The sequence below is a fragment of the Rhizobium sp. 18065 genome (assembly GCF_902706095.1).
Lineage (GTDB): Bacteria > Pseudomonadota > Alphaproteobacteria > Rhizobiales > Rhizobiaceae > Allorhizobium.
This window is the reverse complement of the sequence record NZ_CACSJP010000002.1, coordinates 144,608-161,589: the sequence shown is the minus strand read 5'-3', so window position 1 is coordinate 161,589 and position 16,982 is coordinate 144,608. Positions and strand designations below refer to the sequence as shown.

Below are 16,982 nucleotides of genomic sequence, written 5' to 3'. Positions count from 1 at the left end.
CCATGAGTTGCTGCGCTGCAGGGACCGAGGGTGCGCTTGAGATCGAGCGGGCAGGGCATGCTTTGCCGTCAGCGGACGAGATGAAGATGTCGAGCCGCGAGGTTGGGCCGGGGCTTTACCAGGTCGATCTCAGCGTGCCGGCCGTGCATTGCGGAACCTGCATCGTCGCAGTGGAAAGCGCTTTGAAGGCGCTGCCGGAAGTGGAGCGGGCGCGGGTGAACCTGTCGACCAAGCGCGTCTCCATCGTCTGGCGTCAGACCGTCGATGGCGTCGAGACCGATCCGGTGCAACTCGCCTGGGCGATTGCCTCGACCGGGTATGACACGCATCTGTTCACGGCTGCGGAAGAAGCATCCGATGCGCTGCGCAACCAGTTGATACGGGCCGTCGCGGTATCCGGTTTTGCGGCGACCAATATCATGCTGCTATCGGTGTCGGTCTGGTCCGGCGCGGATGCCTCGACCCGCGATCTCTTTCACTGGATTTCCGGCCTGATCGCGGCACCGGCGCTGATCTACGCCGGCCGCTTTTTCTATCAGTCCGCCTGGAGCGCCATCAAGCATGGGCGCACCAATATGGATGTGCCGATCGCGATCGGCATCACGCTGTCCTATTTCGCCTCGATCTGGGAGACGATCCATCACGGCGAGCATGCCTATTTTGATGCGACGGCGTCGCTGCTGTTCTTCCTTTTGATCGGACGCACGCTCGACCACCTCATGCGTGATCGGGCCCGGTCTGCGATCAGCGGTCTTGCGCGGCTTAGCCCGCGCGGAGCGATGGTGGTCGGTCCCGACGGTTCGCGCGACTATCGTCCGGTGGAGGACATCCGTGTAGGCGATCATGTGGCGATTGCCGCCGGTGATCGCATTCCGGTCGATGGCCTGGTCATTGCCGGAGAGACCGATCTCGACATGTCGATCGTCAATGGGGAAAGCGCGCCGGTTGCCATTCGTTCGGGTGCGGCCGTCCAGGCTGGGACGTTGAGCTTGACCGGTTCGTTGACCATAGAGGCGACGGCGACGGCGCAGAATTCCTTCCTGTCGGAAATCATTCATCTGATGGAGGCCGCCGAAGGGGGCAGGGCGCGCTACCGCCGCATTGCCGACCGGGCGGCACGCTACTATTCGCCGGCGGTACATTTTCTGGCAATTTCCGCCTTCGTCACCTGGGGTCTTTACGACGGCGACTGGAAACATGCGATGATGGTGGCAATCGCCGTGCTGATCATCACTTGCCCGTGCGCGCTTGGCCTTGCCGTTCCGGTGGTCCAGGTTGTCGCCGCAGGCCGGCTGTTCAAGGCCGGCATCATGGTCAAGGACGGGTCCGCCATGGAACGGCTCGCCGAAATCGACATGGTTGCCTTCGACAAGACCGGAACGCTGACGCTCGGCCGACCGCGATTGGTTGACCGCAACCGGATCGAACCGGGCGTTTTTGCCGTCGCCGCAGGCCTTGCCGCCCATTCGCGCCATCCGTTGTCACAGGCGCTGTGGAGCGCCTATGGCGGCCAACCGCTCGGCTTTGCGTCGGTTCGCGAGGTGCCGGGTTCAGGGGTAGAGGCCCATAGCTCGTCCGGTCTTTACCGGCTTGGCAATCGGCGCTTTGCCTGTGGCGATGCGGCAGAGCAAGACGCAGCGAATCTCTATTCCGAGGTGGTGCTGTCGTTGAACGGCGCCGAAATCGGCACTTTCCATTTCGAGGACATGCTGCGGCCGCGAGCCGAGGCAGCGATCCACAGCCTGAAGGCTTCCGGCCTGACGCTCGGCATCCTGTCCGGCGACCGCGCGCCGGTCGTGGCACGGCTGGCCAACCAGATTGGCATCGAGCGCTGGCGGGCCGAACTGTCGCCTCGCGAAAAGGCTGAGGCCTGCGCGTTTGCGGCCGACAATGCGCACCGCCTGCTGATGGTGGGTGATGGCATCAATGATGCACCGGCGCTGGCTGCGGCGCATGTGTCGATGGCGCCGGCAACGGCGGCGGATGTCGGGCGCCAGGCGGCTGATTTCGTTTTCATGCGCGATGGTCTCGATGCCGTGCCGTTTGCGATCGAGGCATCGCGCCGAGCGGGCAGGCTCATCCGCGAGAATTTCGTGCTGGCGATCGGCTACAACGTGATTGCCGTGCCGATTGCGCTCCTCGGCTATGCCACGCCGCTGATCGCGTCGATCGCCATGTCGACCTCGTCGCTGATCGTCGTCGCCAATGCGCTGCGTCTCAATCGCCTGACGATGAAAGCGGAACTCGCGGCTGTCGGCGACACCCTGGTCAAAGCTCGCATTTCTGCGCCAGATGAGAGGCTTGCCGCATGAACATGCTGATTTTCCTCATTCCGATCGCATTGTTCCTCGGCGGGCTCGGGCTCTACGCCTTCCTCTGGGCGCTGAAGAGCGGCCAGTACGAGGATCTCGACGGAGCAGCATGGCGGGTGATCACCGACGATGACGATCATCCTGCGACATGATGACCATTAACATGAGATACCTAATCATCTTTACCGATTGATCAAATTCCGCCTTGCCGCTGGCGCCGGAGAATGCGAGAAAAGCCCTCCTTAATCGATTTGCATGCGGAGGTCTTTGTCGTGCAGCAGGCGGAAATCGGACTTATCGGTCTCGGAGTCATGGGCTCCAATCTTGCGCTTAACATTGCCGAAAAGGGCAATCGTATCGCGGTCTTCAACCGGACCACGGCACGTACCGACGAATTCCTCGGCGAGGCCGGTCCCTTGGCCGATCGGATCATCGGTTGCCATACGATCGAAGAATTCGTCGCCGCGATCCGCCCGCCACGTCCTATCATCATCATGATCAAGGCCGGCGAAGCCGTTGACCAGCAGATCGATGCGCTGATGCCGTATCTGTCGAAGAACGACATCATGATCGACGCTGGCAATGCCAATTTCCGCGATACGGTCGCCCGTTTCGCCCGTCTCGACACCACCGATTTTACCTTTATCGGCATGGGCGTTTCCGGCGGTGAAGAAGGCGCGCGCCATGGTCCGTCGATCATGGTCGGCGGCCGGGAAGAAAGCTGGAAGCGCGTCGAGCCTGTGCTGACCTCGATTGCCGCGAAATATGACAATGACCCGTGCGTTGCATGGCTCGGCACCGATGGCGCAGGACACTTTGTCAAGACGATCCACAACGGTATCGAATATGCCGACATGCAGATGATCGCCGAAATCTACGGCATCCTGCGCGACGGTCTCGGCAAGAAGGCTGGCGAGATCGGCAATACATTCGGCGCCTGGAACAAGGGTCGCCTGAATTCCTACCTGATCGAGATCACCGAAAAGGTTCTCGCTGCTGCCGACCCGGAAAGCGGCGCGCCGATCGTCGACGTGATCCTCGACAAGGCCGGCCAGAAGGGCACCGGCAAGTGGTCGGTGATCGAAGCCCAGCAGATGGGCATTCCGGCGACCGCCATCGAAGCGGCCGTTGCCGCCCGCAGCCTGTCTTCCGTCAAGGATGAGCGCGAAGCGGCGCAGAAGATCTTCGGCAACCCGGCCCGCGTGTTCAAGCTTGAGGGCGGCGCGATCGAGACCGATCTCGAGCTCGCGCTGTTTGCCGCCAAGATCGCGGCCTACGCTCAGGGCTTTGCCGTGATGTCGGCAGCGTCGAAGGAGTTCAACTGGTCGCTGCCGATGCCGACGATCGCCAGGATCTGGCGCGCTGGCTGCATCATCCGCTCGCAGTTCCTCGACGAGATCACTCAGGCCTTCACCGCCAATCCGGATGCGGCCAATCTGATCGTGACACCGGCATTTTCGGCCATGGTCAAGCAGAGCCTGCCATCGCTGCGTCGGGTCGTTGCTGCTGCCGTGACAGCCGGACTGCCGGTCCCGGCACTGGCTTCGGCACTGACCTATTTCGACGCCTATTCCCAGGCACGCGGAACCGCCAACCTGATCCAGGCGCAGCGCGATTTCTTCGGCGCGCATGGCTTCGACCGCATCGACGGCAAGGCCATTCACCATGGTCCATGGGGCAGCGGCGCCTGAGCCTTTCAGTCTTTATCCATCGCTGTTCAAAGGCCCGGGAAACCGGGCCTTTTTGCTGCCGCGACCGGCGCGGCAACTGTATTGCATAGCTGCCATGCATATTCTGGGGGCATTATGCGCTCGCCCATTATACCGCGATTAACCGCTCGCTCCTTACGGTCAGACAAGCTGCGGACGTGGGGGTCTTCGGCAGAACTGTTCGAGTGTTTGTTCCGTGGCCGCCATTCACCTTCCGACCATCATGCTGGGCAGCTTTGCAGCACTTCTGGTCTTCAGCATGTTTTTCATCCTGGACTGGCTCCGTGCACGGCATCGCCTCGAGCTTTTGATGTGGTCGCTGTCGTTCTTCACGGCGGCGATCGGTTTCGTCATGTTGTCCCAGCGGACGAGCGACTACAATTTTTTCACCATTTCGCTTGGCAACAGTCTGGCGCTGGCCGGGCTCGCTTTTGTCTGGGTCGGTCTCAGGCTGTTCGATGGGCGCCGGCTGCATATCGTCGTCGCCTTTGCCGGTCCGATCTTCTGGACAGTGCTGACCGCCGGGTTCCCCGCGATCGGAAGCAGTGTCAATATCCGTCTGTGCATCTATTCCGTGCTGGTCGCGGTCTATTCCATGCTGATCGCCCGGGAGGTCTTGAGAGACAGGGTCGGCGAAACACTGCCAAGCCGGGTTGTGGTCGCCATCTGGTTTTTCCTGCACGGCTCTATCTATCTCCTCAGGATCCCGTTTTCCTTTCTGTGGCCGGTGGCGGCCGGTGGCGATACACGCGTCTTGCAGCCATTCTGGTACGGTATCATCACCTTCGAACTCTTCGTCCACATCATCGTCGGCGGTTTCTCGTTCTTTGTCCTGATGAAGGAAAGAATGGAATGGGAGCACAGGAAAGCTGCGGAAACGGATGCACTGACAGGTCTTGCCAATCGGCGGGCATTCTTCTCAAAGCTCGATCGATTGACGTCAGAAGACCTTGGTCGGGGTGCCTTGCTCTACATGGACATCGATCATTTCAAACGGATCAACGACCAGCATGGGCATTCCGCTGGCGATATGGTTCTGTCTGCCTTCGGTGCGCTGCTGTCGTCGTGCGAGGCGGTTGAGGGCTGTGTCGTTGCCCGCCTGGGCGGCGAGGAGTTTGCCGCCTTTCTGCCGGATACCGACGAAGGCGAGGCCATGGTGTTCGGCAACCGCCTGCGTGCGGTGCTCGCCCGGGAAGCTTTCAAGGTCGACGACGGCGAGATTTCGGTTTCCGTCAGTATCGGTGTTGCCAGCGGCTGTGCCCTGTCGTCCGATGAATTGCTCAAGCGCGCCGACATCGCGCTCTATCGGTCGAAGCTCGGGGGGCGCGACCGCGTCACGCTGTGGACACCGGATGTCATCGCGCTGCCTGCCTGAGCGCAATGGGCCTAGGCTCGACGGGCCTCAGTCGCCCCAGATCGGCTGGCTGACGCTTTGCAGCAGTTGCGGCTCGACGCCGTCGATCCGCGCTATCACCGCCTTGGCCAGTTCGCGGCCGGACTGGCGCACGTCCTCATAGGCGGTGATGATTTCCGGGCGGATCCAGCTGAGGATCGGCGTTCCCTGCTTGGAGACCAGATCGAGTTCCCGTCCGACATGTTTTCCGGCCGCCTCGATGCCGGCATTGGCCGCGATTGCGGCACTGCCCGATGCGGTGATCAGGCCGTCCGGTGCGTCGCTTGCGCGCATCAGTTGCTCGATCGCATTGCGTATGTCCCCCAGCGATGCATCGATGTTGATGTGGAGCGGAACTTCTTCCGCACCGAAATCCCGCAAGCCGCGCAGAAATCCGTTTCGGGTATGCGCGTTATAGGTCAGCTTGGCGGGCGGTGGCAGAAGCGCGATGCGCTTGCGCCCCTTGTTCACCAGCCGCTCGACAGCGCCATAGGCGAACGCCTCGTTGTCGAAATCATGGTATGGATGCACTTGCTCCATATTGGTCCGGCCGTGGGTGGCGAATGGCATGTTCTGCTCGATCAGCAATTGCACCCGGGCATCATCAGGCTCAGTCCGCGATATAATCACGCCATCGGCCGATCCGGTCTCGAGGATGTAGCGCACCGGCAGCATGGGGTCCTTGGTGTGGGCATGCGGCGTGACGACGATGTGATAGGGCGTGCCGGACAGGACTTCGGAAATGCCAACCACCATCTGGTTGGAAAAACCGAGGATCTCTTCATCGATCCCGAGCACCAGTGCGATGACATTGGTCTTGCCTGTGCGCAGACGAACGCCGGCCCGGTTCGGCTGGTAACCGAGCTGCCGCGCCACCATGCGCACGCGCTCCTTGGTCTCCGCGCCGATGTCGGGCGCATCCTTCAGCGCTCTCGAGACGGTGGTGATGCCAAGGCCGGTCATGAAGGCGATCGTCTTGAGGGTCGGCCTCTCCTTGGTCGCCGTCGCGCGTTCAATGATCCCGCGCCCTTGCTGCTCTGTCATGGTGTCCCTGCCATTCGTGTAAGCCTTGCTTATAGTTGCCTTTTTGCTGGCTGCAAACACGCCGGACCACGCCTCTCCAGGGTCCGGTGGATGTGAAATCTGTAACGATACAGTTGGTTTGTCGAGAGGATTCTTGCGGCGCTTGGCTACGTTCTGCAACCTAAACATGAAGGGCGTCAGACGCACCCACCGATTTCCATTTCTTTGGTCCATTTTGCTGCAAGGCACAGATAAAATGCCTAAAATCTGCATTTATGAATAAAATCAGGGTATAAAACTCTGTTGCATTGCAATGGTTCTGGATTTTAATGCGCCTGTTATGTGCCTAGAAGCATGCTATCATGGGTTGAAATATGCGCAAAAATATAAATTTCCTGTTCTTGTGGTTGCGCCCTTATGTCGTTTCGCATAGATTTTTCCGGCAACGTTTCAGTGAGGGAGGAGACTCATGAATTTTCGTAGCTTCGCGGCAGCTTTGGCCGTAACCGTCGTCATGCCGTTCGCGGCTCATGCAACAGATCTCGAAGTCACCCATTGGTGGACCTCCGGCGGCGAAGCCGCGGCGGTCGCCGAGCTTGCCAAGGCTTTCGACGCCACCGGCAACAAGTGGGTCGATGGTGCAATCGCCGGATCCGGCGGCACCGCTCGTCCGATCATGGTCAGCCGCATCACCGGTGGCGACCCCATGGCGGCCACCCAGTTCAACCATGGTCGTCAGGCAGAAGAACTGGCCCAGTCCGGTCTGCTGCGCGACCTGACCGCCGTTGCGGAAAAGGAAGGCTGGAAGGACATTATCAAGCCGGCCAGCCTGCTGGAATCCTGCACGATCGACGGCAAGGTCTATTGCGCTCCGGTCAACATCCATTCCTGGCAGTGGCTGTGGCTTTCGAATGCCGCGTTCAAGACTGCCGGTGTCGAGGTGCCGAAGAACTGGGACGAATTCGTCGCAGCCGCTCCGGCGCTTGAAAAAGCCGGTATCATCCCGCTCGCCGTTGGTGGCCAGCCGTGGCAGTCCGCCGGTGCGTTCGACGTTCTGCTTGTCGCCATCGCCGGCAAGGATACCTTCGAGAAGGTGTTCAAGGACAAGGATGCGGAAGTCGCAGCCGGTCCCGACATCGCCAAGGTGTTCAAGGCGGCCGACGATGCCCGTCGCATGTCCAAGGGCTCCAACGTCCAGGACTGGAACCAGGCCACCAATCTGGTGATCACTGGCAAGGCCGGCGGTCAGATCATGGGTGACTGGGCGCAGGGCGAATTTGCACTGGCCGGCCAGACAGCCGGTACCGACTACACCTGCTTGCCGGGTCTCGGCGTCAACGAGATCATCTCGACCGGTGGTGACGCCTTCTACTTCCCGCTGCTCAAGGACGAGGAAAAGTCCAAGGCGCAGGAAGTCCTGGCCTCGACCCTGCTTGCTCCGGCAACCCAGGTCGCGTTCAACCTGAAGAAGGGCTCGCTGCCGGTCCGTGGCGACGTCGATCTGGCTGCTGCCAACGACTGCATGAAGAAGGGCCTTGAGATCCTTGCCAAGGGCAATGTCATCCAGGGTACCGACCAGTTGCTGTCGCCGGATAGCCAGAAGCAGAAGGAAGACCTGTTCTCCGAATTCTTTGCCAATGCCTCGATGACGCCGGAAGACGCACAGAAGCGTTTTGCCGACATCATCGCCGCTGCAGACTGAGCAAAGGCGGTTGACGATATCCGGTCGGGTTCGAAGGAGCCCGGCCGGTGATCTGCCAACTCCGGCCGGGTGCGGGAAACCGCGCAGACACGTGAAATTCGACGAAGCCGCAAACATGCAGTGCTTTCGACGGACGATCTGTCAGCTCCGACCGTGTAACAGGAGGACTGATCGATGACGGGCCAAGCGCATGCCGGTCGACCCAACAAGCTGTTTCGCAATCTCAATTCCAAGATTGCCTCGATCCCCATGATCCTCACCGCCTTGGTGATTTTCCTCGGCGGCACCCTCTGGACGGTGGTTTATTCCTTCACCAATTCCAAGCTCCTGCCGCGTCTGAGTTTTGTCGGTCTCGACCAGTATGAACGTCTTTGGGACGCGCCGCGCTGGATCATGTCGATCCAGAATCTCGCGATCTATGGGCTGCTGTCGCTGGTCTTCAGCGTGGTCATCGGCTTTCTGCTGGCGGCGCTGATGGATCAGAAGATCCGCTTCGAAAACACCTTCCGCACCATTTTCCTCTATCCCTTCGCGCTGTCTTTCATTGTCACCGGTCTCGTGTGGCAGTGGATCCTCAATCCCGATTTCGGCGTGCAGTCGATCGTGCGCAGCCTCGGATGGACGACCTTTACCTTCAATCCGCTCTATGATGCCGATATCGTCATCTACGGCGTGCTGATTGCCGGGCTCTGGCAGGGCACTGGCCTGGTCATGTGCCTGCTGCTCGCCGGTCTGCGCGGGATCGATGAAGACATCTGGAAAGCGTCGCGGGTCGATGGCATTCCGGTCTGGAAGACCTATTTCTTCATCATCATCCCGATGATGCGCCCGGTCTTCATCACCACGCTGGTCATCATCACCAGCGGTATCGTGCGGCTCTATGACCTCGTCGTGGCGCAAACCAGCGGCGGTCCGGGCATCGCCTCGGAAGTTCCGGCCAAATATGTCTACGACTACATGTTCCAGGCGCAGAACCTTGGCCAGGGCTTTGCCGCATCGACAATGATGCTGCTCACGGTGGCGATCATCATCATTCCCTGGGCCTATCTGGAATTCGGAGGAAAGAAGCGTGGCTAATTCGGTTTCCCCCAATCTCCCCACGGCATCCGCTGCAATGCCGATCCCCGCTGGTGCCGGTCCCATCGGTCGTCTTGGCCCTGGTCCGACTGGTGCCAAGCCGCGCCGCACCTTTTCCGGCCGCAACATCATGCTCTACGGTGCGCTGATCTTCTTTGCGCTGTACTACCTGCTGCCCCTCTACGTGATGATCGTCACGTCGCTCAAGGGCATGCCGGAAATCCGCATGGGCAACATCTTTTCGCCGCCGATGGAAATCACCTTCGAGCCCTGGGTGAAGGCATGGGCGACGGCCTGTACCGGCCTCAACTGCGATGGCCTGTCGCGCGGCTTCTGGAACTCGGTGCGCATCACCGTGCCCTCGACGCTGATCTCGATCCTGATCGCCTCGGTCAACGGTTATGCGCTGGCCAACTGGCGCTTCAAGGGGGCGGATCTGTTCTTCACCATCCTGATCGTCGGTGCCTTCATTCCCTATCAGGTGATGATCTATCCGATCGTCATCGTGCTGCGCGAACTTGGCATCTACGGCACGCTGACCGGCCTGATCATCGTGCACACGATCTTCGGCATGCCGATCCTGACGCTGCTGTTCCGCAATTACTTCACGTCGCTGCCGGAAGAACTGTTCAAGGCCGCGCGCATCGATGGGGCAGGGTTCTGGCAGATCTATCTCAGGATCATGCTGCCGATGTCGCTGCCTATCTTCGTCGTCGCGATGATCCTTCAGATCACCGGGATCTGGAACGACTTCCTGTTCGGCGTCGTCTTCACCCGTCCAGAATACTACCCGATGACGGTCCAGCTCAATAACATCGTCAATTCCGTCCAGGGCGTGAAGGAATACAACGTCAACATGGCCGCCACCCTGCTTACGGGCGCGGTGCCGCTGTTCGTCTATTTCGTCTCGGGACGTCTCTTTGTCCGCGGCATCGCCGCCGGCGCAGTCAAGGGTTAAGCACATGTCGCATAGCGTATCGATCAGAGACCTCTCCTTGAGTTTTGGTGCCGTCAAGGTACTGCAAAATCTCAACCTCGACATCGGCGACGGCGAGTTCCTTGTCCTGCTCGGCTCGTCCGGCTGCGGCAAGTCGACCTTGCTCAACTGCATCGCCGGCCTGCTGGAGCCGACCGAGGGGCAGATCTTTATCAAGAGCAAGAACGTCACCTGGGAAGAGCCCAAGGACCGCGGCATCGGCATGGTGTTCCAGTCCTACGCGCTTTATCCGCAGATGACGGTCGAAAAAAACCTGTCCTTCGGCCTGCAGGTCGCCAAGATGCCGAAGGCGGATATCGACAAGCGCGTGCAGCGTGCCTCCGACATCCTGCAGATCGGTCCGCTTCTGAAGCGCAAGCCGTCGGAACTCTCCGGCGGCCAGCGGCAGCGCGTGGCGATCGGCCGGGCACTGGTGCGTGATGTCGATGTCTTTCTGTTCGACGAACCACTGTCCAATCTCGACGCCAAGCTGCGCTCGGAGCTGCGCGTCGAGATCAAGCGCCTGCACCAGAACCTGAAAAACACGATGATCTATGTGACCCATGACCAGATCGAGGCACTGACGCTGGCCGACCGCATCGCGATCATGAAAAGCGGCGAAATTCAGCAGCTCGCCGATCCGAACACGATCTACAACCAGCCGAGAAACCTGTTCGTCGCCGGCTTCATCGGTTCGCCGTCGATGAATTTCCTGCATGGCGAGATCGTCGAGCAGGGCGGCCAGCTATTCTTCAAGACCCATGATGTGCTGTTCTCACTTACAGGCTACCGGGCAAAGGAGGCGCTGACTGCCGGGCGCAAGGTGGTGCTCGGCGTGCGTCCCGAGCATGTCAAGGTCGACGAGGAAAACGGCATTGCCGAATTCCACGAGGCCGTGGTCGACATTGAAGAACCGATGGGCGCCGACAATCTTTTGTGGCTGAAACATGCGGGCCACGTGATGTCGGTCAGGATCGGCGGAACGCGGCGCTATGCGCCGGGCGCCCGCGTGCGCCTGAGTTTCGACATGTCTGTGGCTTCGCTGTTCGATGCCACGTCAGAGGAGCGCATCTGAGCGTGATTCCAGGCGTCCCGGGTTCGACCGGGACGCGTGTCTCAGTCAGGATAAAGACCATGCAGAGTTCAAACGGCGACATCATCGATCTTCACGGCGAATGGCAGCTGGTATCCGCCGATGGCGAACACGGTGCAAGCATCGACCTGCCGGGTGACGTGCATTCGGCGCTGGTGAAGGCCGGCATCATTCCCGACCCGTATGCCGGTCGCAATGAAGAGGTCGTGCAGTGGGTCGCCGAGCGTGACTGGACGGTCGAGCGCAGCTTCGTCGTGCCGGATGCCTCGGGCAGCTGGTATCTCGACATCGACTATCTCGACACGGTGGCTGTTGTCTTCGTCAACGACGTGCCGGTGCTGTCGGCCGACAATTGCTTCCGCCGCTACCGGCCGGATATCTCGGCGGCACTGCAGCCGGGCGAAAACCGCATCCGCATCGTCTTTCATTCGAGCCTTGTTGCCGGTGCCGAGCGCCAGGCGCGCCAGCCGTTCTACGTGCCCTACCACAAGGGCAATTCGCCGCTTCCGCACGGCAATATGCTGCGCAAGCCGCAATGCCATTTCGGCTGGGACTGGAATATCGCCATCGCGCCGCTCGGGCTTTATGGCACGGTGTCAGTCAAGAGGCTCGATCCGGCCCGGATCGAACATGTCGAGACCGAGCAGCTTCACCATGCCGACGGCCGCGTCGATCTCAAGGTGACGGCGACGATCCACTCGGTCGAGCCGGCCGTCGTGCCGGTGCATTTCATACTGGACGGCGAAAAAGTCCGGCTCGATGTCGGCATCAATGCCGGCGAGACCAAGGTGGTCTATGTCTTCGAGATCGAAAACCCGAGGCTCTGGTGGCCGGCCGGCAATGGCGAGCAAGCGCTTTATACGCTCACCGTCGACCTGCCGACCGAGACGGTCACCCGCCAGATCGGCCTGCGCACGGTCGAGTTGATCACCGATCCGGACGAAGCCGGCAGCCGGTTTGCGCTGAAAGTCAACGGCCGCGAAATCTTCTGCCGCGGTGCCAACTGGATTCCGGCCGATGCGCTCTATTCGCTGAGTTCGGTTGCCAAGACCGAGGATCTGCTCAATTCCGCCGTTGATGCGAATATGAACATGATCCGCGTCTGGGGCGGCGGCTTTTACGAGCAGGACTGGTTCTACGATCTTTGCGACAGCAAGGGCCTGATGGTCTGGCAGGACTTCATGTTCTCCTGCAACCTCTATCCCTGCACCGACGACTTCCTTGGCAATGTCGCGCAAGAAGTGGACTATCAGGTCCGTCGGCTCGCTTCGCATGCATCGATCGTTCTGTGGTGCGGCGATAACGAGCTGGTCGGGGCGCTGACCTGGTTCGAGGAATCGATCAACAACCGCGACCGCTATCTGGTCGCCTATGACCGGCTCAACCGGGTCATAGAACAGGGCGTGCGCAAGGCGTTCCCGCAAGGTATCTGGTGGCCATCGAGCCCGGCCTCCGGTTATCTCGACTATGGCGACGCCTGGCATGCCGACGGTTCGGGCGACATGCATTACTGGTCGGTCTGGCACGAGAACAAGAGTTTCGACAACTATCGCAGCGTCCGTCCGCGCTTCTGCTCGGAATTCGGCTTCCAGTCCTATACATCGATGCCGGTGATCGAGAGCTTTGCCGATGCGGCCGACATGAACATCGCATCACCGGTGATCGAGTTGCACCAGAAGAATGCCGGCGGCAACGAGCGGATCGCGGGCACCATGTTCCGCTATTTCCGCTTCCCGAAGGATTTCGCCAATTTCGTCTATCTCAGCCAGATCCAGCAAGGTCTGGCGATCAAGACCGCCGTCGATTTCTGGCGATCGCTGAAGCCCCATTGCATGGGCACGCTCTACTGGCAGCTCAACGACACCTGGCCGGTGGCATCGTGGTCGAGCCTCGACTATGGCGGCAACTGGAAGGCCATGCATTACATGGCAAGGCGGTTCTTCCAGCCGGTGGCGGTTGCGGCGATCCCGTCCGATGACGGTGCGTCCCTGACGCTGTCCATGGTGAACGATACGCTCGATCCGGTGACGATCGACGTGAACCTGTTTGCGCTTACACTCGACGGAAAACGCAGTCCGCTGAAGAGCGTCCAGGGCGATTGCGGTCCGGATCGCGCAGAAGTCCTGCTGACGCTCGACACCACGGAGATCCCGGTCGACGGACTGCTCGCCTGGAGCTTCACGGCATCGAACGGCATGCGCGGCGAGGGGCATTTCCTCAACGGCACCTACAAGTCGCTCGACCTGCTGCCATCGGAAATATCCACCCGTGTCACGGCGCTTGACGATGGCTCGTTCGAGATTGCGGTCGCGGCCAAGGGGCTCGCGCTGTTCGTGATGATCGAAAGTGCCACACCTGGTCGCTACAGCGACAACGCCTTCGACCTCTCGGCGGGCGAGAGCCGGCAGATCGTCTTCACGCCGTCATCGACCATGGAGCCCGGCGTCCTGCCGGAATTTCGCATCTACGATCTGCATTCCTGCCAAGCGGCGGATTGACCATATTCAGGGACATAGGCCCGGCCGACGGCACGGGCAGCATCGAGGAGGAACTACCCATGACGAAACTCGGCTTCCAGCTTTACAGCGCCCGCAATTTCCAGCCGTTCAGCGATATCCTGCCCAAGCTTGCTGCGGCCGGATATAGCGCCGTCGAAGGCTATGGCGCAATGTATGCGGCGCTCGACGATGCCGGTCTCGAAGCGTTGAAGTCGGATCTCGACGCGAACGGCCTGACCATGCCGACGGCACATTTCGGCCTCGACATGATCGAGGGCGATCCGGCCAAGGTGATCAAGATCGCCAAGGCACTGGGCATCGAGGCGATCTATTGCCCGTATCTGCTGCCCGACCAGCGGCCGAGCGATGCCTCCGGCTGGTTCGCCTTCGGCCAGCGCCTGCAGGCGGCCGGCAAGCCGATCCGCGATGCCGGTCTCACCTTCGGTTGGCACAATCACGATTTCGAATTCGCGACGCTGGAGGATGGCTCGACACCGCAGGAGCAGATCCTAGCCGGCGGTCCGGAACTCGACTGGGAAGCCGACATCGCCTGGGTCATCCGCGGCAATGCCGATCCGCTTGCCTGGATCGAAAGCTACGGCAAGCGCATCAGCGCCGTGCATGTCAAGGATATCGCACCGGCCGGTGAAAACACAGACGAAGACGGCTGGGCCGATGTCGGTCACGGCACGGTTGACTGGAAGGGACTGATGGATGCCCTGCGCGGCACCAAGGTCAGATATTTCGTTGTCGAACACGACAACCCGAAGGATATCGATCGTCTGATTTCTCGTTCGATCACGTCTTTCAACGCTTACTGATCCTCACTTACCGATCCACAGGATCCTTTTCAAAGCAGGACATTTCCCATGGCACGCGAACTCGGCGTCGGCATCATCGGATGCGGCAATATCTCGACTACCTATTTCTCGCTGGCACCGCTCTTTCGAGGGCTGAAAGTGCTGGCCTGCAGCGACCTCAACATGAATGCGGCTGAACTCAGGGCCGATGAATACGGCGTCAAGGCGCAGACGCTCGACGAACTTCTCGCCAATGACGAGTTGGACATCATCGTCAATCTGACCATCCCGGATGCACATTACAGCGTCTCCAAGCGCATTCTCGAGGCGGGCAAGCACGTCTATTCGGAAAAGCCCCTGGTGCTGACGCTCGAACAGGGCGAGGACCTGCGCCGGATCGCTCGCGACAAGGGCCTCTCGGTCGGTTGTGCGCCCGACACGTTTCTCGGCGGCTCGCACCAGCTGGCGCGCGCCCATATTGAAAAGGGTGGCATCGGCCGGGTTACGTCCGGCACCTGCCATGTGATGAGCCCGGGCATGGAGATGTGGCATCCCAATCCCGATTTCTTCTTCCTGCCCGGCGGTGGCCCGATCCTCGATCTTGGACCCTATTACATCGCCAACCTCGTCAACCTGATCGGCCCGGTGAAGCGGGTTGCGGCCCTGACCTCGATGGCGAGCGAGACACGCACCATCACCAGCCATCCGCGCGCCGGTGAAACCATTCCGGTGAAGACGCCGACGAATATCCATGCGCTGCTGGAATTCGAGAACGGCGCGACGATCACGCTGTCGGCGAGCTGGGATGTCTGGTCGCATCGCCACGCCAATATGGAGCTTTACGGCACCGAGGGTTCGATCTACGTGCCTGATCCGAACTTCTTCGGCGGTGTGGTTGAAGTCTCCGGTCGCGACAAGAACATCCAGCCGCTCGAAGGCTGGGAACATCCCTTCGGTGTCAACAACCAGGAGAGCCCACAAGGGGCGCGGGCCAATTACCGCACGGCCGGTCTGGCAGACATGGCGATCGCCATCCTTGAAGGGCGCGATGCGCGCTGCTCGCTCGATCGGGCACTGCACGGCGTCGACGTGATGACGGCGATCCTGAAATCGGGAGAGACCGGCAATTTCGTCACTTTGACAACGACATGTACCCAACCGGCAGCACTCGGGATAGAAGAGGCGCAGGCGCTGCTTCGTTAAGCGCCGACGTTTATATTCCCGGAGGAAATATCACATGAACTGGACCCCAGCCGAAGACCGTTACGAGCGGATGACTTATAACCGCTGCGGCAAAAGCGGCCTGAAACTGCCAGCGATCTCGCTCGGTCTCTGGCACAATTTCGGCAATGACACGCCGCACCAGACCAAGCAGGCCATTTGCCGCAAGGCCTTCGACCTGGGGATCACGCATTTCGATCTCGCCAACAATTACGGTCCGCCTCCGGGTTCGGCCGAAACCGCGTTTGGCGAGATCCTTCGCACCGATTTTAAAGGTTTGCGCGACGAGATGATCATCTCGTCCAAGGCCGGCTATAACATGTGGCCGGGACCTTACGGTGAATGGGGCAGCCGCAAATACATGATCGCCTCCTGCGATCAGAGCCTGAAGCGGCTGGGGCTCGACTATGTCGACATCTTCTATTCGCACCGCTTCGATCCCGATACGCCGCTGGAAGAGACTTGTGCCGCGCTCGATCACATCGTCCGCTCGGGCAGGGCGCAGTATGTCGGTATCTCGTCCTACAATTCCAAGCGCACGCGCGAAGCGCATGACATCCTGAAAAGCCTCGGCACACCGCTTCTCATTCACCAGCCGAGCTATTCGATGATCAACCGATGGATCGAGGAGGATGGTCTGGTGGATACGCTGGAAGATCTTGGGGTCGGCTCGATCGTGTTTTCGCCGCTGGCGCAGGGCATGCTGACGGCGAAATATCTCGGCGGCGTTCCTGAAGGCAGCCGGGCAACGCAGGACAAGTCGCTCAATCGCGACTTCCTGACCGAGCGCAATATCGAAAACATCCGGGGTCTCAACCGCATTGCCGAACGACGCGGCCAGACGCTGGCCCAGATGGCGCTCGCCTGGGTTCTGCGGGGTGGGCATATCACCACCGCGCTGATCGGTGCGTCCAAGCCGAGCCAGGTGGAAGATTGCGTCAAGGCGATCGAGAAGCCCGATTTCACCGCCGAGGAACTGGCGGAAATCGATGTATTCGCCAAGGATGCCGACATCAACCTGTGGGCGGCTTCTGCCGAACGCAAGGGGCCGGCGCGCAAGAAGAAGTAGAGCTGAGTGCTGGAGGGACCCCCCTCTACCCTGCCGGGCATCTCCCCCACACGGGGGGAGATCGATACCGGGTCATCGGCAGAACGCTTCAGGATACGAAATGGTGAAT

General features: G+C 60.4%; 13 protein-coding genes. 12 read left to right on the top strand and 1 reads right to left on the bottom strand.

Annotated elements, in window-relative coordinates; translation table 11 throughout:
- Window positions 1-2 precede the first annotated feature (2 nt).
- The 4 genes from GVK95_RS06590 to GVK95_RS06575 all read left to right on the top strand — a co-directional run bounded on the left by GVK95_RS06590 (window position 3) and on the right by GVK95_RS06575 (window position 5,396).
- Window positions 3-2,312, top strand: a complete 2,310-nt coding sequence (locus GVK95_RS06590; RefSeq protein WP_159947798.1) for a cation-translocating P-type ATPase — start codon at window positions 3-5, stop codon at window positions 2,310-2,312.
- Entirely contained in the window at window positions 2,309-2,464 is a 156-nt protein-coding gene (gene ccoS / locus GVK95_RS06585; RefSeq protein ID WP_113141482.1) for a cbb3-type cytochrome oxidase assembly protein CcoS, read from the top strand. Before GVK95_RS06590 ends, ccoS begins: the two co-directional genes overlap by 4 nt.
- Before the next feature lie 120 nt (window positions 2,465-2,584).
- The gene (gndA, locus tag GVK95_RS06580) at window positions 2,585-4,003 is read left to right on the top strand and encodes an NADP-dependent phosphogluconate dehydrogenase (protein WP_159947796.1); all 1,419 of its coding nucleotides are present in this window, start codon (window positions 2,585-2,587) and stop codon (window positions 4,001-4,003) included.
- A 214-nt stretch (window positions 4,004-4,217) separates the two neighbouring features.
- Window positions 4,218-5,396, top strand: coding sequence for a GGDEF domain-containing protein (locus GVK95_RS06575; RefSeq protein WP_159947794.1), 1,179 nt, complete (start codon window positions 4,218-4,220; stop codon window positions 5,394-5,396).
- A gap of 27 nt (window positions 5,397-5,423) precedes the next feature.
- Here GVK95_RS06575 and GVK95_RS06570 read toward each other — a convergent pair whose 3' ends face one another.
- Window positions 5,424-6,458 (bottom strand): LacI family transcriptional regulator, encoded by a 1,035-nt coding sequence (locus GVK95_RS06570; RefSeq protein ID WP_159947785.1) that lies wholly within the window; start codon window positions 6,456-6,458, stop codon window positions 5,424-5,426.
- Window positions 6,459-6,906: 448 nt separating this feature from the next.
- Here GVK95_RS06570 and GVK95_RS06565 point away from each other — a divergent pair, with 448 nt between their 5' ends.
- The 8 genes from GVK95_RS06565 to mgrA all read left to right on the top strand — a co-directional run bounded on the left by GVK95_RS06565 (window position 6,907) and on the right by mgrA (window position 16,873).
- The gene (locus GVK95_RS06565) at window positions 6,907-8,139 is read left to right on the top strand and encodes an ABC transporter substrate-binding protein (RefSeq protein WP_159947783.1); all 1,233 of its coding nucleotides are present in this window, start codon (window positions 6,907-6,909) and stop codon (window positions 8,137-8,139) included.
- 174 nt (window positions 8,140-8,313) lie between these two features.
- Entirely contained in the window at window positions 8,314-9,216 is a 903-nt protein-coding gene (locus GVK95_RS06560) for a sugar ABC transporter permease (RefSeq protein WP_159947781.1), read from the top strand.
- Window positions 9,217-9,253: 37 nt separating this feature from the next.
- The gene (locus GVK95_RS06555; RefSeq protein ID WP_159948585.1) at window positions 9,254-10,174 is read left to right on the top strand and encodes a carbohydrate ABC transporter permease; all 921 of its coding nucleotides are present in this window, start codon (window positions 9,254-9,256) and stop codon (window positions 10,172-10,174) included.
- A 4-nt stretch (window positions 10,175-10,178) separates the two neighbouring features.
- Window positions 10,179-11,267 carry an ABC transporter ATP-binding protein gene (locus GVK95_RS06550; protein WP_159947779.1) on the top strand — a complete coding sequence of 363 codons (1,089 nt, stop codon included), beginning with the start codon at window positions 10,179-10,181 and terminating at the stop codon, window positions 11,265-11,267.
- Window positions 11,268-11,326: 59 nt separating this feature from the next.
- A complete protein-coding gene (locus GVK95_RS06545; RefSeq protein WP_159947777.1) occupies window positions 11,327-13,783 on the top strand; it encodes a glycoside hydrolase family 2 protein in 2,457 nt (818 codons plus the stop codon).
- A 59-nt stretch (window positions 13,784-13,842) separates the two neighbouring features.
- Window positions 13,843-14,604 (top strand): sugar phosphate isomerase/epimerase, encoded by a 762-nt coding sequence (locus GVK95_RS06540; RefSeq protein ID WP_159947775.1) that lies wholly within the window; start codon window positions 13,843-13,845, stop codon window positions 14,602-14,604.
- A gap of 48 nt (window positions 14,605-14,652) precedes the next feature.
- Window positions 14,653-15,786 carry a Gfo/Idh/MocA family oxidoreductase gene (locus GVK95_RS06535; RefSeq protein WP_159947773.1) on the top strand — a complete coding sequence of 378 codons (1,134 nt, stop codon included), beginning with the start codon at window positions 14,653-14,655 and terminating at the stop codon, window positions 15,784-15,786.
- A gap of 34 nt (window positions 15,787-15,820) precedes the next feature.
- Entirely contained in the window at window positions 15,821-16,873 is a 1,053-nt protein-coding gene (gene mgrA, locus GVK95_RS06530; protein ID WP_159947771.1) for an L-glyceraldehyde 3-phosphate reductase, read from the top strand.
- Window positions 16,874-16,982 lie beyond the last annotated feature (109 nt).